The organism is Reinekea forsetii, assembly GCF_002795845.1.
GTDB classification, from domain to species: Bacteria; Pseudomonadota; Gammaproteobacteria; order Pseudomonadales; family Natronospirillaceae; genus Reinekea; species Reinekea forsetii.
In genome coordinates, this window is sequence record NZ_CP011797.1 from 907,229 (window position 1) to 928,547 (window position 21,319).

Sequence of the window (21,319 nt, forward strand, 5' to 3'; positions counted from 1 at the left end):
CCGGTTATTCTCTTGCGCAGATATAAACCCCTAGGAGATTCGGCATGAAAAACCGTTGGCTTATCGCAGCATCTGCTGTGGGCGTGCATGCCTCAATTGGTTCAGTGTACGCCTTCAGCGTATTTAAAAAACCGTTGGGACAGCTAATAGACACGGCGACAAACAATGAAATCGCGATGACGTTTAGCTTGGCAATATTTTTTCTAGGTATGGCTGCGGCCATTATGGGCCACTTTGTCGAACGTCACGGCCCCCGCAAGGCGGGCATTTTGGCGGCCAGCTTCTTTGGCGGCGGCATGCTAATCGCCGGCTTGGGTGCCTATATTCAGAATCTCTATGTCATTTGGTTAGGGTATGGGGTTTTAGGCGGCATCGGTCTAGGCATCGGTTATATCACCCCCGTATCAACACTGGTCAAGTGGTTCCCGGACCGGCGCGGTCTGGCTACTGGTCTAGCGATTATGGGTTTTGGTTTTGGTGCCATGATCGGCGCACCCGTGTTTAACTATATTATTGAGACTTTCACCGTGGCCGGTGGCGGTATCGCCTATACTTGGTTCATCATGGGGCTGGTCTACCTGGTAGTGATGTTTGCCTCCGCGTCCTACTTGGAACGCCCCCCCCAGGGTTGGCTGCCAGCCGGTATGCAAGCGGCGGTTGACGCTGGCGAGAGAACGGTTACTCAGGATTTATCTCAGCTTATGGCTAACGAAGCCATCAAAAAGGCTCCGTTCTATGGCCTCTGGATCATGATGTTTATTAATATTTCCTGTGGTCTTGGCGTGATCTATTCAGCGTCACCCTTGGCACAAGAAACAATGGGCTTAACCGCGACTCAAGCCGCAACCATGGTCGGTTTAATGTCGCTGTTCAATGGTCTGGGCCGTATCGGTTGGGCATCCTTCTCCGATGTTATCGGCCGTGGCAATACCTATATGGCGTTCTTTCTTATCCAGATCGTGGCCTTCATTCTATTACCCAATCTAACCTCCCTGGTAGCCTTTCAGATTGTCGTGTTTACCATCTTAAGCTGTTATGGCGGCGGTTTTGCGACCTTGCCAGCCTTTATCGGCGATCTATTCGGGACCAAGGAGCTAGGTGCGATTCACGGCTATATCTTAACCGCTTGGGCTTTTGCCGGTCTGGCCGGGCCACAAATTAATGCCTACCTACATACCGTGACAGGCTCATATGAGGCGACCCTCTATATTTTCTCGGGTGCTTTTGTGGTGGCACTGGGCGTTTCAATTGCCATGATTCTCTATATCAAGCGCGCCCGTGCCGAATTAAATGGCCAGCCGTCCATAGCCTAACTAGGGCTATCGCCACCGCTGGTGTCGATGTTGCGAGGCTAGCAACTGAATAGGGCGTATTGGATCTGTTGCTTGCCTTGGTGGTGGGTAGGGCTGGCGGGCTAAAGTTCCCCAATTCAGCGTCGGCCGTTTTGCTTTTCCGCCGAAATTAGCCGCCCTGGTTTGTGTGTGCATCGGCTTTATGATCTGATGCCCCCATTATCATAAGAGACTCGCGCCGACATGACTGCCAAGAAGCCCATAACCGGTCAGCTGCATCCGCGTAATAAGCATCAGGGCCGATACGATCTGGTTCAGCTGGCGAACAGCCATCCCCCTTTGGCTAAGTTTTTTGTCAAGAATCCAGTCGGGCAGCTGACCGTTGAATTCGCCAACCCGGAGGCGGTGCTAGCACTCAATCGAGCCTTGCTGGCGCACTTCTACGGCATTAAGCATTGGTCAATTCCAACAGGCTACCTCTGTCCGCCCATTCCAGGCCGGGCCGATTACATCCACTACGCGGCGGATATACTCGGCCTGAAGAGCGTCCAGCCTCGCGGAGCTGTGAGGATTCTCGATATCGGCACCGGTGCCAATCTTATTTACCCGATCATCGGCAGCCAAGTTTACGGATGGAATTTTGTGGCGAGCGATATCGATCCGATATCGATTTCGGCGGCCCAAACCCTGGTTGCGGCTAACCCGGTGCTGAAGTCGAAGATTGAACTCAGGCTCCAAGCGCAGCCGGGACGGATCTTTCACGGCTGTATCAAGCCCGAGGATCGTTTTCACTTAACGCTGTGCAACCCGCCTTTTCATAAGTCGTTGGCCGATGCTGCGGTCGGTACTCGCCGAAAACTCCACAACCTTAAAAAAGCCAAGCCGGGGCCGGCCGAACCGATCCGCAATTTTGGCGGGCAACAGGCTGAATTGTGGTGCCAGGGCGGTGAGCTGCGCTTTATCCAGAATATGATCCGAGAGAGTGTTGAATTTCAAACGCAAGTGGGTTGGTTCACCTGCCTAGTGTCAAAGCGAGAGCATTTAAAGACGTTGGAGCAATCGATTGCGGCCTTACCGGTGCAGAATCGCCGTGTGATCACCATGTCCCAGGGCCAAAAAAACAGTCGCTTTTTGGCCTGGACCTTTAAAACCACTGCTCAATTGGCCCTTATGTAGCGCTGCCAATGGCAAGGGTTGGTGCTGACGGCCTTAATTGCCCAAACTCGTCTTCAGGTGCCGGCTGATGAAGCCACAGTTGCCGTTATTCGGGCGATTGAATCGAATTCGATTAGATTGATGACGAAGATTCGGACGGGTTTTTTAGCTTCGCCTCGACCGTTAGACCAAAAATGGTTCTCCATATACCTATTTACACTTAGTTGACATATCATTTTGATCGAATCATGACCAATTAACGGATTTTTGTCGCGTCTTAGTGCACCCAAAAAGCCCTAAATGCTAGGCGCACCAATAGAGTGCAGGTCGTGAGTCATTGGCAGGGCGTTAGCAGACATTTGTATTTTAAACAGTTCGATTTTTAAAATAAGCGTGCTAGTCTAACGGGGCTAGACGTGCAGTTCGATAGGTGTTTGTGGTCAAAATGACACTGATCCTATCAGGAGTGTATGAAAATAATTATAAGTTCAGGAGACTCACATGATTAAGAAAGCTTTATTAACGACTCTAGGTGTTGCGCTTACGTCATCACTTTTGATGTCTACGGCCCAGGCTGGAGAAGTATTAGACAAGGTAAAAGCTAAGGGTTTTGTCCAATGTGGTGTTAGCCAGGGTTTGCCTGGTTTTTCCAACACCGATGTTAATGGTGAGTGGTCTGGTCTCGACGTCGATTTTTGTCGCGGCGTAGCCGCTGCAATCTTTGGCGATGCTACTAAGGTGAAGTTTTCACCTCTGTCGGCTTCTGAGCGTTTTACTGCACTGCAGTCTGGTGAAATCGACATGTTGTCGCGTAACACCACTTGGACTCAGACTCGTGACACGTCTTTGGGTATCAACTTTGCCGGCGTGACTTACTATGACGGTCAGGGCTTCATGGTTCGTAAAGATCTGGGTGTTAACAGTGCTTTGGAATTGGATGGTGCTTCAGTTTGTACCAACCAAGGAACAACTACCGAAGTTAACTTGGCTGACTACTTCCGTGCCAATAACATGACATTTGAACCAGTTGTGTTTGTTAAGGCAGACGAAGTTGTTGCGGCTTACGATTCAGGTCGTTGTGATGTTTACACCACCGATGCTTCTGGTCTTGCTGCTCAGCGCACCAAGCTGGCCGAACCTGCTGCACACGTAGTGCTGCCGGAAATCATCTCTAAAGAACCACTCGGACCCGCAGTTCGTCACGGTGATGATCAATTCTTCGACGTTGTTAGCTGGGTTATCAATGCCACAGTTGAAGCTGAAGAAATGGGTCTGACGTCTTCAAACATCTCTCGCCTGTTGGTTGATTCCAACTCAGCGACACCCGCGGAACTTCGATTCGTTGGTCGTGAAGGTGCTTTAGGTGAAAACCTTGGACTGGACGCCAAATGGTCTTATAACGTCATTCGCCTAGTAGGTAACTACGGTGAAATTTGGGACCGCAACATTTCCGGTTTGGAATTGCCGCGTGGCCTGAACAATCTTTGGAACAATGGCGGCATCATGTACGCGCCACCAGTTCGTTAATCGTTAAAGATTAAAAGTTGATTGGTCCTACCTAACCACCTCGTTACGAGGTGGTTTACTAATAAAAAATATACAGATCAATCCAGCCTTGTATGCCAAGCTCCACAATTCTTTAGGTAAGTCAGCTGACTTCTCTACCCTCATTAGTTTATATGGAATTCCGGGAGACCCTTTGTGAGCGAACTGAATGCTACTAACGCTCCGGCTAAACCCCCTTTTTGGCGAGATCCTGAAAAACGTGCCCTAGCATTTCAAATAGTGTTCTTAGCTATTGTGCTGTATATCGGTTATTCATTGGTAAACAATACCATGACCAACCTGGCATCTCAGGGAATTGCCTCCGGGTTTGGTTTTTTATCGACCAATACTGGCTTTGCCATTGCAGAAACACTCATTGACTATAATGAGAGCTCTACCTATTTAGACTCCTTTTTTGTCGGCCTGCTCAACACCATTCTGGTGTCGGTCATTGGTATCTTTTTCGCTACTATCCTAGGCTTCAGCATGGGTATAGCCCGTCTGTCGAATAACTGGCTGATTTCGCGTTTAGCGGCCATCTATGTCGATACACTGCGTAACATCCCTCTGCTGTTGCAACTGTTTTTCTGGTACTTTGCGGTCTTGCGACCCTTACCCAATCCGAAGCAGGCCATCGAATTCGGCAGCAATTTATTTCTCACCAATCGCGGTCTGTTTGGCCCGAAACCCATCTATGAAGCAGGCTTTGGCTGGGTTGCTATTGGCTTCGTCCTAGCGGTTATCGGTACCGTGGTCCTATTCAAATGGGCCCGAAGACGTCAAGAAGCGACTGGTGAGCTGTTTCCAGTGTACCGCACGGCGTTGGCCCTGTTGATTGGCCTGCCCCTTGTGATCGCGGCATTGAACGGTTTCCCAATGTCGTGGGATATCCCGGTCTTGAAGGGCTTTAACTTTCGTGGTGGCATGTCCCTAACACCGGAATTTTCATCGCTGGTATTTGCGTTGTCGATCTATACGTCTTCCTTTATCGCCGAGATCGTGCGTTCCGGAATACTCGCGGTCGATCAGGGTCAAACCGAAGCGGCCTTTGCCTTGGGTATCAAACCGGCCTGGACAACTCGCTTGGTCGTCGTACCGCAAGCCTTGCGGGTCATTATTCCGCCCTTAACGTCCCAATATCTCAATTTGACAAAAAACTCGTCATTGGCAGCCGCCATCGCCTATCCAGACTTGGTCGCCGTATTTGCGGGCACCGCTCTGAATCAGGTGGGTCAGGCAGTTGAAATAATGGGCATGACATTAGCCGTGTATCTATTTTTAAGTTTGACCATTTCATTCTTTATGAATTGGTATAACTCGAAAATGGCCTTGGTCGAACGCTAGGAGTGTTGCAATGACAGAACAAAAATACGCTGTTGGTCTCCACCCCAATTTGCCGCCACCGAAGCACTCGGTGGGCGCCCTGCATTGGGTTCGGTCGAGTTTTTTTAGTAGTCCGATGAATGCTATCCTGACGTTTTTCAGTTTATATCTGGTATGGCTAGTGGTTCCGCCCTTTTTGAATTGGGCGGTTTTTTCCGCAGACTGGCTCGGCGAGGATCGCAGTTCTTGCTCGCGTGAGGGTGCCTGCTGGGTGTTTATTCGAGTTTGGTACGAGCAGCTCATCTATGGTCGTTATCCCGACGAGCAAATATGGCGGATCAATCTGTCCTATATTTTAGCGATCGCAGCCGCTGCACCGCTGTTTTTTGACGCGGTATCGCGCCAAATCAAGACCGTCTTGGTGCTATTTCTGGTCGTGGTCTTTCCGGTTATCTGCTTCTACCTATACTACGGTGGCAGCTTCGGCCTGGAAATGGTTGAAACCTCGGTTTGGGGCGGCTTGTTCTTAACCCTGGTGATTGCCGTTACCGGTATCGTGATGTCTCTGCCTTTGGGTATTTTACTCGCGTTGGGACGGCGCTCTGAGATGCCGGTGGTGAAGTCAATCTGTGTGGTCTTCATCGAATTTTGGCGTGGTATCCCACTGATCACCGTGCTCTTTATGGCCTCGGTTATGTTTCCGTTGTTTGTCCCAGAAGAGATGAGCCCCGATAAGCTGGTGCGTGCTCTAATAGGCGTGGCGCTGTTTTCATCGGCCTATATGGCTGAAGTGGTCCGCGGTGGCTTGCAGGCCATGCCCAAGGGTCAGTATGAAGCTGCAGCTGCATTGGGTCTGAACTTCTGGAAAAGCACCATGCTGATTATTTTGCCGCAGGCACTGAAAATGGTGATCCCTGGCATCGTCAATACCTTTATTGGCTTGTTTAAAGACACCACACTGGTCCTGATTATTGGCCTCTTCGATCTGTTGGGCATGGCCCAGCTGGCCTCGACCAATCCCGATTGGTTAGGCTTCGCCATTGAAGGCTACGTCTTTGCGGCCCTCGGCTTCTTTGTGTTTTGTTTCAGTATGAGCCGTTACTCACAACATCTGGAACGTGTCTTAGATACTGGCCACCGAAATTAAGGAATCTCTGTAATGACTCAATTTGTTCAACGCGACTTATCGGAAGAAGTAGTCATCCAGCTCAACCAGATGCATAAGTGGTATGGCGATTTTCATGTTTTAAAAGACATTAATTTGTCAGTGAAGAAGGGTGAGCGGATTGTTGTGTGCGGACCATCAGGTTCCGGTAAGTCCACCATGATTCGCTGCATTAACCGTCTGGAAGAGCATCAACAAGGCCAGATCATCGTCAATGGCACCGAGCTGACCAGTGATGTTAAGAACATCGAGGAAGTTCGTCGGGAAGTCGGAATGTGTTTTCAGCATTTCAACTTATTTCCGCATTTGACCATTTTGGAAAACCTGACCTTGGCGCCGATGTGGGTTCGTAAGATCCCTAAAGCGGAAGCCGAAGCGACCGCCATGCATTATCTGGAACGCGTTAAGATTCCGGACCAGGCTAAGAAGTATCCCGGCCAGCTATCCGGTGGACAACAGCAGCGCGTCGCCATTGCGCGGTCGCTCTGTATGAAGCCGAAGATTATGCTCTTTGACGAACCAACGTCGGCGCTCGATCCTGAGATGATCGCCGAGGTATTGGATGTCATGGTCGGTCTAGCGGAAGAGGGTATGACCATGATCTGCGTAACCCACGAAATGGGTTTTGCGCGTAAAGTAGCCGATAGGGTGATCTTTATGGACGCCGGTCAAGTTATTGAAGAGAACAATCCGCAGGATTTCTTCGACAATCCTGAAAACGAGCGGACTAAGTTGTTTTTGAGCCAGATCTTGGGTCACTAAACAACCGCAGCGCCGGCCGCAAAAAAAAAGCCCGAGGTCCTTATGGACCTCGGGCTTTTTTGTGTCGCCAACTCTAGAGCATATTACTTAGCCCACCGCCATTGGTTACGTGCAGATATCCGGCTCGCTCCAGCAACGTTTTGGCCACGCCGGCCCGGCCGCCGGCGGCACAATAGACCGTGATCTCATCATCGGTAGCCATCGCCAAACCGGCATCCAACTGGATCGCTAACTGCTCGACGGGGAAATTGATTGCACCGGGTGCATGGCCGGTTTGAAACTCGGCAGGAGATCGGACATCAACTAAATGCTGCATGGCTATTACCTCTTGGGCTAACGACTTGGATTTATATATATTAGATATTACTAATTTTAATGCAACCGATCTTTTTGGCCGCACTGTTTCTAATATGGAACAATCCTTAAATCCAATATCTTAGATACCCAGGCCCTGTTTCACCTCGGCACATTTTTCTGCTCCGAACAGTTGATGCACCAGCGCGAGGGCAAAGTCTATGGCGACACCGGGCCCTCGCCCAGTAATCAGATTGCCATCTATTTCAATAGCCGCACCGGTATTGGTCCATTGGCAATCGAAGGCATCGAGCGCGCCGGGAAAGCAAGTTAGCGTTCGCTGGGTGAGTAAGCCGGCGACGGCCAGAGCTTGGGGCGCCGCACAGATGGCGGCAAAGGGCCTATTATGGAGGTCCTGATCTTGCAATAGGGCGTGCAGTATTGGGTCTTCGGCGAGACTGATCGAGCCGGGTAGACCGCCGGGCAGGACAATTAGGTCAAAGCGCTGGTCTTTGATTTGAGCCAGGCTGGTGTCGGGTACCAGCTTTAGGCCTCGACTGGCTTTGATCGGGCCGGGGCGCAGACCCGCGGTGACTACCTTGGCACCGGCTCGGGTGAGGATATCGGTAATGGCAACGGCTTCGAGCTCTTCGCAACCGTCTGCTAGGGGGACTAGTACAGTTTTCATGGTTGTGCTCCTGTTGTTTTATTATCCAGGATTTAACGACTGAGGCAGTGCCAGAACAGGACGTTCGGGTGTCACTTTGTCGCTGCTAGAGCACTACTGGTTAAGTTTGAACCCAGCCTTTGCCGTTGTCATCAGTTTTAAAGCGGCGGCGTCTGGGTTATTCTTGGCGCCTCTGTAGATCCGAGTTTCAGACTTGGGTTTTATAACCTCATTATGCGAGTTTCAAAATCAATGGAAACAAGTTACGTACCCGCCGCAATAGAGCGCTCTGTCCAGCAAGTATGGGCTCAAAAGCAGGTCTTTAAGGCCGTCGTCGACACCAATAAGGAGAAGTACTATTGCCTGTCGATGTTGCCCTATCCTAGCGGTGCCTTACATATGGGCCATGTGCGCAACTATACCATTGGTGATGTGATCAGTCGTTTTCAGCGCATGCTGGGCAAAAATGTGATTCAGCCTATGGGTTGGGACGCCTTCGGGATGCCGGCCGAGAATGCGGCCATCAAACACGGCGTTGCGCCGGCCAAGTGGACCTTGGAAAATATCGACTACATGCGTACTCAGCTCAAAAGCCTGGGCTTTGCCTACGATTGGGAGCGTGAGGTGACCACCTGTAAACCCGAATATTATCGTTGGGAACAATGGTTCTTTACCCGCCTGATGGCCAAGGACATGGCTTATAAAAAGTCGTCCTTTGTGAACTGGTGCCCACACGATATGACGGTATTGGCCAATGAACAGGTTCACGATGGCTGTTGCTGGCGTTGTGATACCCCGGTCGAACGCAAAGAGATGGAGCAGTGGTTTGTCCGCACCACCGCCTATGCCGAAGAATTACTCAGTGAACTGGACAATCTGCCCGGTTGGCCCGAGGAAGTGAAGGCTATGCAGCGTCACTGGATTGGTAAATCCAGAGGCGTCAACTTGCAATTCGCCGTGCAGGACAGCCCGGACGTGGTTGAAGTCTATACCACTCGTCCAGACACGCTGATGGGCGTCACCTATTTGGCTGTGGCCTCGGCACACCCGTTGGCGACGGCCGCAGCGCAGTCTAATCCGGCGCTGGCGCAGTTTATCGATGAATGCCGTCAATCGACGACCTCTGAAGCCAATATGGCGACCATGGAAAAACGGGGTTGTGCTACCGGTCAGATGGCGATACACCCCTTAACCGGCAAGGCCGTGCCCATCTGGGCCGCCAATTTCGTACTTATGGATTACGGCACTGGTGCGGTTATGGCCGTGCCGGCCCACGATCAACGCGATTGGGAGTTTGCCCGCAAATACGGCTTGGCCATCGAGCAGGTCGTCGCGCCACTGGCAGACAGTGCCATAGCCTGCGATATTGAACTCGAAGCCTTTACCGAGAAGGGCCAGTTGGTCCATTCTGGCGAGTTCGACGGTTTGACCTTTGAGGCCGCCTTCGACGCAATCGCAGCCGTTTTGGTCGCACAGAACAAGGGCTCGGTTGCGACCAACTATCGGCTCAGAGACTGGGGCGTAAGTCGCCAGCGCTATTGGGGCACCCCGGTACCGGTAGTCTATGTCGATGGTGTGGCCAAGCCGGCCGAGCAGTTTCCGGTCGAGTTGCCCTATGATGTCACCATCGATGGCATCAATTCACCGATCAAAAACAATCCTGAGTTCGAGCAAACTACCTGGCAAGGGCAGCCGGCGCTGCGTGAAACCGATACCTTTGACACCTTTATGGAATCGAGTTGGTATTATGCGCGTTACTGCACGCCCCATTACGATGAGGGCATGCTCGAGCCGGAAGAGGCCAATTATTGGCTCCCGGTCGATCAATATATCGGCGGTATTGAACACGCCACCATGCATCTGATGTATGCCCGTTTCTTTCACAAGGCGCTGCGCGATGAAGGCCTGGTGAACTCGAACGAACCCTTTACCCGTTTGCTGTGCCAGGGCATGGTCTTGGCAGAAACTTGGTATCGGCTCGATGGCACCACCAGGGTGTGGATCAATCCTGACGCGGTGACCCCCGAGCGCGATGAGCAGGGCCGTATCGTCGCGGGCATTGAAACGGCCACTGGAGCCGCGTTGATCTACGCCGGTATGGCTAAGATGTCCAAGTCCAAAATGAACGGCAAGGATCCCCAGCAAGCGATCGATCTCTATGGGGCCGATACGGTCCGGCTGTTTTCAATGTTTGCCGCGCCCCCGGAACAAACCCTTGAGTGGACTGAAGCTGGCGTGCAAGGCGCAAAGCGCTTTCTCGAGCGAGTCTGGCGTGCGGTGCATCAGTTGGTTAGCGGTGACGCCCGGGTCGCGCTCGATCCGAGCCATCTCACCGCCGCCGAGAAAACGCTGCGGCGCAAGACCCATGAGACCATCGAGGGCATCACGCTCGACTTTGGTGAGCGTAAGACCTTCAATACCGCAATCGCTAAAACGATGGAGTTGCTCAATGCGGTCAATCAATTTACCGGCGACGGCGCGCAGAGTTCTGCGGTGGTAGGCGAAGCCTTGCAGGCGATCGTGGTGATGTTATCGCCTATTGTGCCGCATATCAGCCAACGTCTCTGGCAGGAACTGGGTCAGGACGGGTTGATCATCGATGCCGCTTGGCCCACAGTCGATCAGAGCGCTCTGGTTAAGGATACGCTGCTCTATGTGGTTCAGGTCAATGGCAAGGTGAGGGCGCGGCTTGAAGTGCCCGCCAGCATGGCCAAGGACGAGGTTGAAGTCTTGGCACTTAGTGATGAACATGTGATGAAGTTTCTCGAGGGGGTAACGATTCGCAAGGTTATCGTGATCCCTAACAAGTTAATCAATATAGTGGCCAATTGACGGCACCATCAGAGGTAGCACGCTTAGGGCTCTGGCTGACACCGGATGCCCTAGGGTGGGCCTGCTCGCACTGCGCTAACGGGGAACTCGGATGAAAATTGCCGCCGCTCAATTAGCGAAAAATCTCACCTCAATGCCGCTGCCAGCGGTTATTTGGCTCAGTGGTGATGAACCTCTATTGGTCCTCGAAGCCAGTGATCTGATCCGTGCCCAGGCGAAAAAGGCGGGTATTGAAGGGCGTATCTCGATCGATGTCGATGGATCATTTGACGGTTCGGAATTGATCGCCGCCAACCAGTCCCTGTCGCTCTTTGGCGACCGGGAATTGATCGAGTTGCGCATGCACGCTAAGTTTAACGACAAGGGCCGCAAAGCCCTGATGGAATATATCGCGCAGCCCAATCCGGACAACCTGTTAGTGATCGTGTCCAATCGACTTGAGGCTGCCCAGACTAAGGCCAAGTGGTTTTTGCAGGTGGTCGCGGCGGGCTGGTGGCTGCCGATCTGGCCAATTGAGCACAGTCAGTTGTCCGGCTGGATTCGCACCCGCATGCAGCAGGCGGGTCTGCAGCCCGAACCGGATGCGCTCACCCTGTTGGTCGATCGGGTCGATGGTAATTTGCTCGCGGCGAAACAGGAAATCGATAAGCTGCAATTGCTCGCGGGGGCTGGTCAGGTCAGCGCTGAGATGATTCTCAATAGTGTCTCAGACAGTTCGCGCTACACGGTGTTTGATCTCTCATCGGCTTTTTTGTCGGGTGATCTCACCCGAACACTGAAAATCATGCACGGCCTAGCCGGTGAAGGTATCGAGGCACCCATTGTGCTCTGGCTGATCAGTCGAGAGCTGCGCCTGGTGATCGAGTTGTGCGAGGCCCAGGTGCACAACCAGTCGGTGCAGGAGGTCTTTAAGCGGCTGCGTATCTTCGAACAACGGCAAAAAGATTATCAATCGGCCATGCGCCGAGCGCCGGTTAACCACTATCAGCGTTGTTTGATCGCCTGTTCCAAAATCGATGCCATGATCAAAGGTCAGACCAAGGGCGACCCGTGGACCCTTATCAGTGAAATGTTGGTGGCCATCAGCGCCCCCCAATTACCGGCCTATCAACTGTAACGCGCACTGACAATCGCGCCAGCGCAAATGGCACAGGCACTCTGCGGTCTGTGACCCAGTCGACGCCACTTATTAGCAAGGACTTTTAAATGATCTATCTCACCGGGCTGACCCTGGCCTTGGGGCTGATCGTCGCGATCGGTTCGCAAAATGCCTGGGTGCTCAGCATGAGTCTGCGCGGCCAGCGGCCTTGGCCGATCGCGCTGGTCTGTATGAGCGTCGATGTCGTGCTGATGGCCATCGGCGTGGTCGCCTTCGCCCGGATTCAAGCTTGGCTGCCCGGTCTGGTGCCCTGGTTCACGGCGATGGCGGTGCTCTTGTTGGTCGTGTTAGCCTGGCAGGCTGGCCGGCGCGCGATCCGCGGCCAATCTGGCTTAACCGCCAACCTTGAGCAACCGACCCTGGGTTTGCGCCAGGCGGTGTTGGCGGCCCTGGCCATGTCGTTACTCAACCCCCATGTTTATCTGGATACCGTTGTTTTGTTGGGCAGTTTAGCGGCCGCCTCGCAACAGCCTTGGCTCTTTTGGAGCGGCAGTGCCAGCGCCTCGATCCTCTGGTTTAGTGCCTTGGCGGCGGCGGGCAAACCCTTGAGTCGCTGGCTGTCTTCGCCTCGCCGTTGGCGCCTGTTCGACACCCTGATGGCCCTGTTTATGGCCTGGATGGCGGTGGTTATGGCTTTTAAGGTTTGAGTAAAATCAACCGGCCCGACCTTTAAATCTAGGCGTCGATTTGAAAGTTTATTAGGCTGCGAGCAAATTTATAACCGGTAAGGACAGTTATTGTGACCTGGTGGAAAGAAGGCATTGTTTATCAAATATATCCGCGCAGCTTTGCCGACAGTACCGGTAATGGCGTCGGCGATCTGCGTGGGATTATCAGCAAACTCGATTATTTGGTTGAACTGGGCGTCGACATCGTCTGGTTAAACCCGATCTATCAATCGCCCAATGATGATAACGGCTATGACATCTCCGACTATGACGCCATTATGGCCGAATTTGGCACCATGGCCGACTTCGATGAGTTGTTGGCCGGCCTGCATCAACGCGGCATTCGGCTAATTATGGACCTAGTGGTTAACCACTGTTCCGATGAACACCCCTGGTTTGTTAGCAGCCGGGCCAATCCGACCGGGCCCTATCGGGACTATTACTTCTGGCGGGACGGCGACCAGGATCGGGCACCGAATAATTGGCTCAGTGTCTTCTCTGGATCGGCCTGGGAATTTGACCCCGCCAGCAGGCAATATTACCTGCATCTGTTTTCCAAAAAACAACCGGATCTAAACTGGGCCAACCCCGACCTGCGTCAGGATATCTACCGTATGATGCGGCGCTGGTTTGACAAGGGCGTCGACGGCTTCCGGATGGACGTGATCAATATGATCTCGAAGCATCCGCATCTGCCCTCGGTCGGTGATGAGATCCAGCTGAGCTGGGGAGGTGAATACTTTATTAACGGCCCTAAGTTGCATGACTATATGCAGGAGATGCATCGAGAAGTGTTACAACATTACGATTGCATGACTGTCGGTGAATGCTTTGACGTCGATATAGAACAGGGCAAGCAGCTGGTCGGCGCCGACCGTAACGAGTTGCAGATGATCTTTCAGATGGAGCATATGGCGCTGGATCACGGTCCCGCTGGTAAGTGGGACGCGCAAGCGACCTGGTCGCGGGTGGCACTGAAAAGCATTCTCAAACGCTGGATCGAGGGTTTAGACGGCATTGGCTGGAACAGTCAGTTTTGGATGAATCACGACCAGCCCCGAGCCGTGAGTCGCTTCGGTAACGACCAGAGCTTTCGTATCGAGTCTGCCCAGGCTTTGGCGGCCGTTACCCTGACCTTGCCGGGCACGCCCTATATCTATATGGGCGAAGAGATCGGTATGACCAATGTGCAGTATCCAATCGAGGCCTACCGCGATCTGGAAATCACCAGTTGGTATCGAGAGCAACTCGCCCAAGGCCGGGATCCGGTGCAACTCTTGACGTCTATTCATCGTATGGGGCGCGACAATGCCCGCACCCCTATGCAATGGACCGACGGGCCTCAGGCCGGCTTTACCACTGGAATGCCATGGCTGAGAGTGAACCCTAACTTTGCCCAGATCAATGTCGCCGCCGCGCAAGCGGAAGAGCAGGGCGTGTGGCCCTGGTATCAGCGGCTGATTGCCTTGCGTAAGGTGCGTAAGACTCTGGTTTATGGCCATTACGAGTCCTTTATGGATAGCTCGGAGCAGGTCTTTGCGTATCGAAGGCGCGATGCTAATGGCGATTTTTTGGTTTTAGTAAACCTATCCGATCAGCCCGCGGATCTGACCCTACCCGAGCCGGTGCGCAGGGACGACTGGCACCTAGTCATGACCAACAGAGGGCCCGCCGATCAGCCTTCAAGGCCCAATCTGGCCCAACCCTCGGTCTGGTTGCAGTATTTGTCGCCGTGGCAGGCTGTGGTTGCCGAGCGGCCCCTAGGAGTAAACAATGGCACGTAGTGACGATTGGCAACGCATGGTCCGGGGCGAGCCATATTGTTCGCTGGCGCCCGATCTGTTGCAGCAAAGAGAGCTAATACGCCAACGCAGCGCGCAATTTAATCGTGCGCCCAGTAAAGGCCACCTAAAACGCTTGTTCGAACAGTTTGAGTCCGTCGGTGAACAGTGCTTTATTGAGGCGGGGTTGTTTGTCGATTACGGCAGCCAGATGACCCTGGGCCGCGCGGTCTATATTAATGCCCACTGTGTGTTCCTCGATTCCGCGCCGATCCGTATCGATGATGAGGTATTGATTGGGCCCGCCGCACAGTTTTATACCGCCCAGCACGCCCTAGATGCCGAGGCCCGTGCAAAAGGCCTGATGTGGGCTGAGCCGATTCATATTAAAACGCGGGCTTGGATTGGCGGAGGTGCGATTATCTTGCCCGGCATCACCATTGGTGTGGGAGCCGTCGTGGCGGCGGGCAGTGTGGTCACTCGGGACGTTGCCGATGGCGCTCTGGTCAAGGGCAATCCGGCGCGTTAGAGCACGCGCCGGTCTCGCGCCAGAGCGCTCGAATAACCGCCCTGCGTTACTGCTCTTTTATCGCCGTCGGGTGCAGGCTGTTAATTTGGATTTTTTTAGCCTTCATCGCGTCGGGAATTTCCTTCAGCAAGCTGATCTGTAAGATACCATGCGCCAGTTGCGCGCCGGTCACCGTGACATAATCGGCCAGTTGAAACTTCCGTTCAAAGGAACGATAGGCAATGCCTTGGTATAGAAACTGCCGTGTTGTTTCGTCCTTGTCTTTTTTTCCTCGCACCACTAGTAGGCTATTTTCCGACTGGATGTCGATCTCATGTTCGGCAAAGCCGGCCAAGGCGAGGGTGATGACATATTGGCTCTCGCCGGTGATCTCAATATCATAAGGTGGGTAGTTGGTGCCCGTGTTGGCACTCTGGTTGGCCGCATCAAAGAGGTGGGCAATTCGGTCAAAACCGACAGTGGTGCGGTGTAGTGGTGAAAAATCGAAGGCTGTACGCATATCCTAATCTCCTATGAGCAAAAGGTTGCTAAGACGTTGCTAACCGGGTTGGCTAAAACGCTTAACTCTTTTATCTAATACGACCCGCTTTGCGGCGTCGTAATCAAGAGATAGGGGTTAGGTTGACCCGCTTCAAGTCTGGCCCGATAATTTTTTTAATATATTTTGATAACCCTGCACAATCGCCTTGCTTTGTGGCGTAGGGCGATGCTCCAGTTGTGCGCCATAATAGGCTATCAGCTTGTTGATGTGGCGCCGGTGATTGGGGTCGGCCGGGAGCCAGCAATCGCCATGACTAAAGTCTGGATGGTCGATCATTGCCAACCCAGATGATGTCGGTTCGCGACGAATGGTGAGTATTTCGTAAGAACGGTTATGTTCCGTGACCACCTGTTCTGCCAACAGATAAGCGCCTTGTTCGATCAGAAATTGCCGAACCCAGTACATCTTTGTCGCCGGAGAAATAATAAAGCTTGCCGATGCACTGGCCGGTTGGGCAAACAGATGGGCCAAAATAACGATACATTGTTCAGCGCCAACGCCGGCCAGCAATAGGGTAGGTTGCCTACTGGCGGTGAGCTCTAAGCGTTCGGCTGGGCAGATTGCCAGGCGATAATTATCTGCCGCTAACTCCGCCAACTGGTGCTCTAGATGGGCCATAATATCGCTGTGGATATCGTTGAACACCACCGGGCAGCTTGGCCTAGATTCGAGTATGGCACGGCCAGCCGCGCCGTGGTCACAACAGAGATCCCAAAATTCAGTGGTGGTTTCGGGTATGGCGTTAAAGAGTGCGCTCAGACGTGTGCCCATACGGGTTTTTAAACTGTGATCGATCATTTTACCCTTTCATGAGTATGCTCAGGTACCTAAAGTCAGGTAAAGTGGGGTCAAATTTCTGCTCTGTGAGCCTGTAATGACAGACCCAACGCCAAATTCTTCGACCTCTTCTGCCGCTCAGCCTAAAAAAGGCGGATTTCTAAGCAACCTGCTGTTTAATATAGTTATTCCAGTGGTCATCTTAACAAAGTTTAGCCAAGAGTCTGCATTGGGGCCGGTTTGGAGCATTATTGTCGCCCTTGCCTTCCCAATAGGCTTTGGTCTGTGGGAAATGCGCGTGACTGGTAAGGTCAATGGGTTTTCCATTCTCGGTGTGGTCAGTGTGCTGTTGACCGGTGGCATCAGCCTATTGCAGTTAGACCCTAAATATATTGCCATCAAAGAAGCGGCCATTCCGGGGCTTATCGGACTGGCGGTAATCATCAGCCAAGGCTCGCGTCGGTCGGTGGTGAAGTTGTTAATCTTCAATGAGAACATAATCCAGATTGCCCGAGTTCACGAGGCATTGGCGGAACTGGGCAATAAAGCCAAATTCGATCAAAAGATGAATATTGTGACTTACATAGTTGCCTCTTCTTTCTTCCTGTCTTCAGGCTTGAACTATATGTTGGCCAAGCTGGTGCTGAAAAGTCCGGCGGGAACCTCCCAGTTCAATGAAGAGCTAGGCCGCATGACCGCACTAAGTTATCCGGTTATCGTGATTCCGAGCATGATTGTATTAATCGGCGCGATCTTTTATTTGCTGGCCCAATTGAAGTCCCTAACCAAGTTGCCACTCGAAGAGCTGATGGTGGATGGCAGTAAGAAATCCTAGTATGAGCGCGCAGCCCTGATCTAGATCGCCGTTTCGAGCGGCCACAAAAAAGCCCGGCTAAGCCGGGCTTTTTTATTAATCCACAATCAGCATGACCGGTTTATTCGTCGATAAAGCTGCGTAGATGATCGGAACGTGACGGATGCCGTAGCTTGCGCAGTGCCTTGGCTTCAATCTGGCGTATCCGCTCACGAGTAACATCAAACTGCTTGCCCACTTCTTCGAGGGTATGGTCAGTATTCATGTTAATGCCAAAACGCATCCGCAATACCTTAGCTTCACGTGCGGTGAGTCCGGCTAAAACCTCCTTAGTCGCCTCACGCAAGCCTGTAGAGGTTGCCGAATGCATCGGCAGCTCCATGGTATTGTCTTCGATGAAATCGCCCAGCGAGCTGTCTTCGTCGTCACCAATCGGTGTTTCCAACGAAATCGGTTCTTTGGAGATTTTCAGCACCTTGCGAATCTTATCTTCGGGCATGTCCATGCGCTCGGCCAGCTCCTCAGGAGTGGGCTCACGACCCATTTCCTGGAGCATCTGGCGCGAAATACGGTTCAGTTTGTTGATCGTTTCGATCATATGCACCGGAATTCGAATGGTGCGAGCCTGATCGGCGATCGATCGAGTGATCGCCTGACGAATCCACCAAGTTGCGTAGGTTGAAAATTTGTAACCACGACGGTATTCAAACTTATCAACCGCTTTCATCAAACCGATATTGCCTTCCTGGATCAGATCGAGAAATTGCAGACCCCGGTTGGTATATTTTTTCGCGATGGAAATTACCAAACGCAAGTTGGCTTCGACCATCTCTTTCTTAGCTCGACGCGCGCGCGCTTCGCCAATGGAGATCCGCCGGTGAATATCCTTCACCTCGGCTAGGGTGACGCCAGTGGTCTTTTGCATATTGCGCAACTTACGTTGGGCGCGACGCAATTCCACTTCATGACGAAAAGCTTCATCTGAATATTGCGGATCTTCGAGCACATGGTTGAGCCAAAGATCTTCGGTTTCATGTCCGACAAACAATTCGATAAAGGTCTTGCGCGGCATCTTCAGCGTCCGAACGCAGATCGCGATGACACTGCGTTCCTGTTTGCGAATTTCAGTCACTGATGCCTTGATCGGGGTGATCGACTCCTCGAATGCTTTCGGGGTTAGCTTAAAGCAGGAGAAGGTCTCACCCATTGCACTCAGGCAGGCATGAGCTTCTTTGCTGTAACGACCCTTGGCCTCGATCACACCTAGAGCGGTCACAAGTTGTTCTTTGAGCAGAGTAAAGCGCTCGCGAGCAATTTCCGGATCCGGGCCACTTTCGGCCTCTTCTTCGTCTTCTGCCGCGTCACCACTGTTGGCTTCGGCTTCGGGCACCGGGATCGCGTCGGGTGAATCGGCCGCAGGCAGCGGATCGGCCTCGTCGGGATCTTGAAAACTGGTTAAGAAATCAGACAGGCGACCGCCGTCTTCGACCAACGTATTGTCGTAGCATTTAATAATACTTTCGATAACACCCGGGTAAAAGGCCATGGCCTGCATCACTTCCCGCGTACCTTCTTCGATACGTTTGGCGATAACAATTTCGCCTTCGCGAGTTAGCAGCTCAACGGTACCCATTTCGCGCATGTACATGCGCACTGGGTCGGTGGTGCGACCGGTATCGGTTTCAACCGCCGCCAAGGCCGCGGCGGCTTCTTCGGTCGCGTCGTCATCGGTATTTTGATCGCTGTCGGCAAGCAACAACTGATCGGCATCCGGAGCCTGTTCGAAGACTTCGATGCCGATATCGTTGATCATTGCAATGATGTCTTCCACCTGGTCGGGAGAATTAATTTCTTCCGGCAGATGGTCGTTCACTTCGGCAAAGGTCAAGTAACCCTGTTCTTTGCCTTTTGCGATCAGTTCTTTTAGACGGGACTGACGCTGAGATTTTTCAGCCATAGATAACCTGTAAGCTCTGTAGTGGTTAATAACGCACGCAAATAGCCGGATAGTGTACAGTAACTCAACGACTTAACCAAACGGCCCAGGGCACTTATCTGCCCATTCTGGCATCTATGCGGTCCGCTAAGATGGTGGTGAATTGCTTTTACAGACTCCGGTGGCTCGGCATTTACTGCTTTCTTTGTTTGAGCAGCTCGCGGTATCGCTGCTTTTCGGCATCCGTTAAGGATGGATCAAGCGCTAAGGCGCGTTTTTTAAGTGTTTCATATTCATCATCTGGTGCTCTCTGTGTGAGGCCGTTTATGATTTTTTCAAGTTCTTGGCGGCCAAACGCCTGTTCATCTTTATGATCCTCATTCGCCGCTTCGAGCCACAGATAGTCCGACGTGGCGATCGGTGATAGGGTTTCGCGTAAGCCATGCTGACACAGATAGTCGAAGGCATAATAAAGGTTATCCTTCGGGGCTTTCTGCAGTAATTCGATGACCGATATCAACAATAGCCGGTCATTCTGGGGCGGCAAGCGACGAATGCGTTCAATATCGATATCGAGCGCCAATTGTGGGAAGCGGATTAACCAGGCCAGGGCGCGGTGTATATAGCCGATCTTAACCACCAGAGCCCCGGTTCGGCCGCCCGAACGCGGTGCTGGTGCCGAGCCCATGTCATAGGCGGCGTCAACCGGAATCGGCCAATGATCCGGATTGCTGGACTCCTGTGACTCCGACGCGGGTTCAATCTTGGGCGCTACCGGCTCGAAGTTGGCGATGATTTGCTCGGTAGGAAGGCCAACCAGGCTAGAGAGCTCGCCCAGCAGCAGTTGTCGGAAGATGCCTTCCGGCACCTTCTCGATCCAACCGCGCGCGATACTGACCAAGCGAGCCTTGCCGTCGAGCCGTGATATGTCGGCCTGGGTCTGCAGGTGTTGGAATAGAAAGTCGGGCAGGCTCTGGGCCTGCTTGGCACGGAACATAAAGCCTTCGAAGCCTTCTTTGCGGACTAGGCTGTCGGGGTCTTCGCCATCCGGTAAGAACAAAAACCGCGCTTGCAGGCCGTCCTTCAGTTCGGGCAGGGTATTGGTTAGGGCGCGAATGGCGGCCCGTTTGCCGGCGGCATCGCCATCGAAACAGAAGATGATCTCGGTGGTCAGTTTAAATAGCCGTTGGATATGGGTGGGCGAAGTCGCCGTGCCCAGTGTGGCAACGGCATTCTTAACGCCGTGTTGAGCCAGCGCCACCACGTCCATATAGCCTTCGACAATAATGATATTATCAAAGTTTTTGACCGCCTTGCGGGCTTCATAGAGGCCATAGAGCTCTTGGCCCTTATGGAATACCGGTGTTTCCGGGCTGTTCAGGTACTTGGGTTGTTCATCGGCCGACATAACGCGACCACCAAACGCAATAACCCGGCCGCGGATATCGCGGATCGGGAACATAAGGCGATTCCGAAATCGGTCATAGACCCGACCTTTGTCATTCTGGGTCAACATACCGGTGGTGAGAAGTTCGCGATCGGTTTGCTCATTGCGAAAATGCTGGCTCAGGTTGTTCCAGCCTTCGGGCGCGAAGCCAATCTGAAAGGTGCGCACCACCTCTTCCGTTAGACCGCGATCTAGAACATAGCGTTGCACCGGCTTGGAGTCGGCATGCTGGTAAAGTTGGTGGGCGAAGTATTCCGAGCAGCTGCCTAATAGATCGTGCAGAGACCTGCGTTGTTGTTGCTTTTGCTTGGCCTTGGCGCTCACTTCCTCGCGCGGTACCTCGACGCCGGCCCCGCGCGCCAGCTCCTCGATGGCCTCAACAAAGTTCATCTTGTCGTATTCTTGCAGGAACTTGAGCGCCGTGCCGGACTCACCACAGCCGAAGCAATAGTAAAATTGTTTGCTCGGATTGACCGAAAAGGAGGGGGATTTTTCGCCATGGAACGGACAGCAGGCCCAGTGGTCCTTGCCTTTTTTCTTTAACTCGATTCGATTACCAATAACTTCAAGTATATCTGTGCGGTCGAGCAACTGCTCAATAAAGTCATTGGGGATTAAACCGGCCATTAGCT

18 protein-coding genes are annotated in these 21,319 nt (G+C 52.6%); 12 read left to right on the top strand and 6 right to left on the bottom strand.

Annotation, left to right across the window (positions count from 1 at the left end):
- Positions 1–44 precede the first annotated feature (44 nt).
- The 6 genes from REIFOR_RS04230 (at position 45) to REIFOR_RS04255 (ending at position 7,242) form a co-directional block, all read left to right on the top strand.
- Positions 45–1,313 (top strand): L-lactate MFS transporter, encoded by a 1,269-nt coding sequence (locus tag REIFOR_RS04230; protein ID WP_100256382.1) that lies wholly within the window; start codon positions 45–47, stop codon positions 1,311–1,313.
- 222 nt (positions 1,314–1,535) lie between these two features.
- On the top strand, positions 1,536–2,468 hold the full coding sequence (gene rlmF / locus REIFOR_RS04235) for a 23S rRNA (adenine(1618)-N(6))-methyltransferase RlmF (RefSeq protein WP_100256383.1): 933 nt from the start codon (positions 1,536–1,538) through the stop codon (positions 2,466–2,468).
- Positions 2,469–2,948: 480 nt separating this feature from the next.
- Positions 2,949–3,974 (top strand): amino acid ABC transporter substrate-binding protein, encoded by a 1,026-nt coding sequence (locus tag REIFOR_RS04240; RefSeq protein ID WP_100256384.1) that lies wholly within the window; start codon positions 2,949–2,951, stop codon positions 3,972–3,974.
- A gap of 183 nt (positions 3,975–4,157) precedes the next feature.
- Positions 4,158–5,336 carry an amino acid ABC transporter permease gene (locus REIFOR_RS04245; RefSeq protein ID WP_227003815.1) on the top strand — a complete coding sequence of 393 codons (1,179 nt, stop codon included), beginning with the start codon at positions 4,158–4,160 and terminating at the stop codon, positions 5,334–5,336.
- Between the two features lie 10 nt (positions 5,337–5,346).
- Complete coding sequence (locus tag REIFOR_RS04250; protein ID WP_100256386.1) at positions 5,347–6,462, top strand: amino acid ABC transporter permease; 1,116 nt, start codon at positions 5,347–5,349, stop codon at positions 6,460–6,462.
- A gap of 12 nt (positions 6,463–6,474) precedes the next feature.
- On the top strand, positions 6,475–7,242 hold the full coding sequence (locus tag REIFOR_RS04255) for an amino acid ABC transporter ATP-binding protein (RefSeq protein ID WP_100256387.1): 768 nt from the start codon (positions 6,475–6,477) through the stop codon (positions 7,240–7,242).
- Between the two features lie 73 nt (positions 7,243–7,315).
- On the opposite strand, the gene REIFOR_RS04260 is transcribed toward REIFOR_RS04255, so the two are convergent.
- Positions 7,316–7,558: a rhodanese-like domain-containing protein gene (locus REIFOR_RS04260; protein ID WP_100256388.1), complete on the bottom strand. Its 243-nt coding sequence runs from the start codon at positions 7,556–7,558 to the stop codon at positions 7,316–7,318.
- Between the two features lie 120 nt (positions 7,559–7,678).
- On the bottom strand, positions 7,679–8,224 hold the full coding sequence (locus REIFOR_RS04265) for a DJ-1 family glyoxalase III (RefSeq protein WP_100256389.1): 546 nt from the start codon (positions 8,222–8,224) through the stop codon (positions 7,679–7,681).
- A 231-nt stretch (positions 8,225–8,455) separates the two neighbouring features.
- On the opposite strand from REIFOR_RS04265, the gene leuS reads away from it, so the two are divergent.
- The 5 genes from leuS (at position 8,456) to REIFOR_RS17120 (ending at position 15,172) form a co-directional block, all read left to right on the top strand.
- The gene (leuS, locus tag REIFOR_RS04270; protein ID WP_100256390.1) at positions 8,456–11,035 is read left to right on the top strand and encodes a leucine--tRNA ligase; all 2,580 of its coding nucleotides are present in this window, start codon (positions 8,456–8,458) and stop codon (positions 11,033–11,035) included.
- Positions 11,036–11,126: 91 nt separating this feature from the next.
- A complete protein-coding gene (gene holA / locus REIFOR_RS04275) occupies positions 11,127–12,152 on the top strand; it encodes a DNA polymerase III subunit delta (protein WP_100256391.1) in 1,026 nt (341 codons plus the stop codon).
- An 89-nt stretch (positions 12,153–12,241) separates the two neighbouring features.
- A complete protein-coding gene (locus tag REIFOR_RS04280; RefSeq protein WP_100256392.1) occupies positions 12,242–12,841 on the top strand; it encodes a LysE/ArgO family amino acid transporter in 600 nt (199 codons plus the stop codon).
- 92 nt (positions 12,842–12,933) lie between these two features.
- The gene (locus REIFOR_RS04285; RefSeq protein ID WP_100256393.1) at positions 12,934–14,646 is read left to right on the top strand and encodes an alpha-glucosidase; all 1,713 of its coding nucleotides are present in this window, start codon (positions 12,934–12,936) and stop codon (positions 14,644–14,646) included.
- Complete coding sequence (locus tag REIFOR_RS17120; protein WP_287418584.1) at positions 14,636–15,172, top strand: sugar O-acetyltransferase; 537 nt, start codon at positions 14,636–14,638, stop codon at positions 15,170–15,172. Before REIFOR_RS04285 ends, REIFOR_RS17120 begins: the two co-directional genes overlap by 11 nt.
- 46 nt (positions 15,173–15,218) lie before the next feature.
- Here REIFOR_RS17120 and REIFOR_RS04295 read toward each other — a convergent pair whose 3' ends face one another.
- Both REIFOR_RS04295 and REIFOR_RS04300 read right to left on the bottom strand, forming a co-directional pair.
- Positions 15,219–15,671 carry an Hsp20 family protein gene (locus tag REIFOR_RS04295; RefSeq protein WP_100256394.1) on the bottom strand — a complete coding sequence of 151 codons (453 nt, stop codon included), beginning with the start codon at positions 15,669–15,671 and terminating at the stop codon, positions 15,219–15,221.
- A 132-nt stretch (positions 15,672–15,803) separates the two neighbouring features.
- Positions 15,804–16,511 (bottom strand): tRNA (adenine(22)-N(1))-methyltransferase TrmK, encoded by a 708-nt coding sequence (locus REIFOR_RS04300; RefSeq protein WP_100256395.1) that lies wholly within the window; start codon positions 16,509–16,511, stop codon positions 15,804–15,806.
- Between the two features lie 76 nt (positions 16,512–16,587).
- On the opposite strand from REIFOR_RS04300, the gene REIFOR_RS04305 reads away from it, so the two are divergent.
- Positions 16,588–17,325 carry a VC0807 family protein gene (locus REIFOR_RS04305; protein WP_100256396.1) on the top strand — a complete coding sequence of 246 codons (738 nt, stop codon included), beginning with the start codon at positions 16,588–16,590 and terminating at the stop codon, positions 17,323–17,325.
- A 100-nt stretch (positions 17,326–17,425) separates the two neighbouring features.
- Here the strand turns inward: REIFOR_RS04305 and rpoD are convergent, their stop codons facing one another.
- Entirely contained in the window at positions 17,426–19,261 is a 1,836-nt protein-coding gene (gene rpoD / locus REIFOR_RS04310; protein ID WP_100256397.1) for an RNA polymerase sigma factor RpoD, read from the bottom strand.
- A 172-nt stretch (positions 19,262–19,433) separates the two neighbouring features.
- Entirely contained in the window at positions 19,434–21,314 is a 1,881-nt protein-coding gene (gene dnaG / locus REIFOR_RS04315; protein WP_100256398.1) for a DNA primase, read from the bottom strand.
- Positions 21,315–21,319: the final 5 nt, after the last annotated feature.

Coding starts and splice junctions, on each gene's coding strand:
- REIFOR_RS04230 (WP_100256382.1), top strand. CDS start 45: ATGAAAAACCGTTGGCTTATCGCAGCATCTGCTGTGGGCGTGCATGCC.
- rlmF (WP_100256383.1), top strand. CDS start 1,536: ATGACTGCCAAGAAGCCCATAACCGGTCAGCTGCATCCGCGTAATAAG.
- REIFOR_RS04240 (WP_100256384.1), top strand. CDS start 2,949: ATGATTAAGAAAGCTTTATTAACGACTCTAGGTGTTGCGCTTACGTCA.
- REIFOR_RS04250 (WP_100256386.1), top strand. CDS start 5,347: ATGACAGAACAAAAATACGCTGTTGGTCTCCACCCCAATTTGCCGCCA.
- REIFOR_RS04255 (WP_100256387.1), top strand. CDS start 6,475: ATGACTCAATTTGTTCAACGCGACTTATCGGAAGAAGTAGTCATCCAG.
- REIFOR_RS04260 (WP_100256388.1), bottom strand. CDS start 7,558: ATGCAGCATTTAGTTGATGTCCGATCTCCTGCCGAGTTTCAAACCGGC.
- REIFOR_RS04265 (WP_100256389.1), bottom strand. CDS start 8,224: ATGAAAACTGTACTAGTCCCCCTAGCAGACGGTTGCGAAGAGCTCGAA.
- leuS (WP_100256390.1), top strand. CDS start 8,456: ATGGAAACAAGTTACGTACCCGCCGCAATAGAGCGCTCTGTCCAGCAA.
- holA (WP_100256391.1), top strand. CDS start 11,127: ATGAAAATTGCCGCCGCTCAATTAGCGAAAAATCTCACCTCAATGCCG.
- REIFOR_RS04280 (WP_100256392.1), top strand. CDS start 12,242: ATGATCTATCTCACCGGGCTGACCCTGGCCTTGGGGCTGATCGTCGCG.
- REIFOR_RS17120 (WP_287418584.1), top strand. CDS start 14,636: ATGGCACGTAGTGACGATTGGCAACGCATGGTCCGGGGCGAGCCATAT.
- REIFOR_RS04295 (WP_100256394.1), bottom strand. CDS start 15,671: ATGCGTACAGCCTTCGATTTTTCACCACTACACCGCACCACTGTCGGT.
- REIFOR_RS04300 (WP_100256395.1), bottom strand. CDS start 16,511: ATGATCGATCACAGTTTAAAAACCCGTATGGGCACACGTCTGAGCGCA.
- REIFOR_RS04305 (WP_100256396.1), top strand. CDS start 16,588: ATGACAGACCCAACGCCAAATTCTTCGACCTCTTCTGCCGCTCAGCCT.
- rpoD (WP_100256397.1), bottom strand. CDS start 19,261: ATGGCTGAAAAATCTCAGCGTCAGTCCCGTCTAAAAGAACTGATCGCA.
- dnaG (WP_100256398.1), bottom strand. CDS start 21,314: ATGGCCGGTTTAATCCCCAATGACTTTATTGAGCAGTTGCTCGACCGC.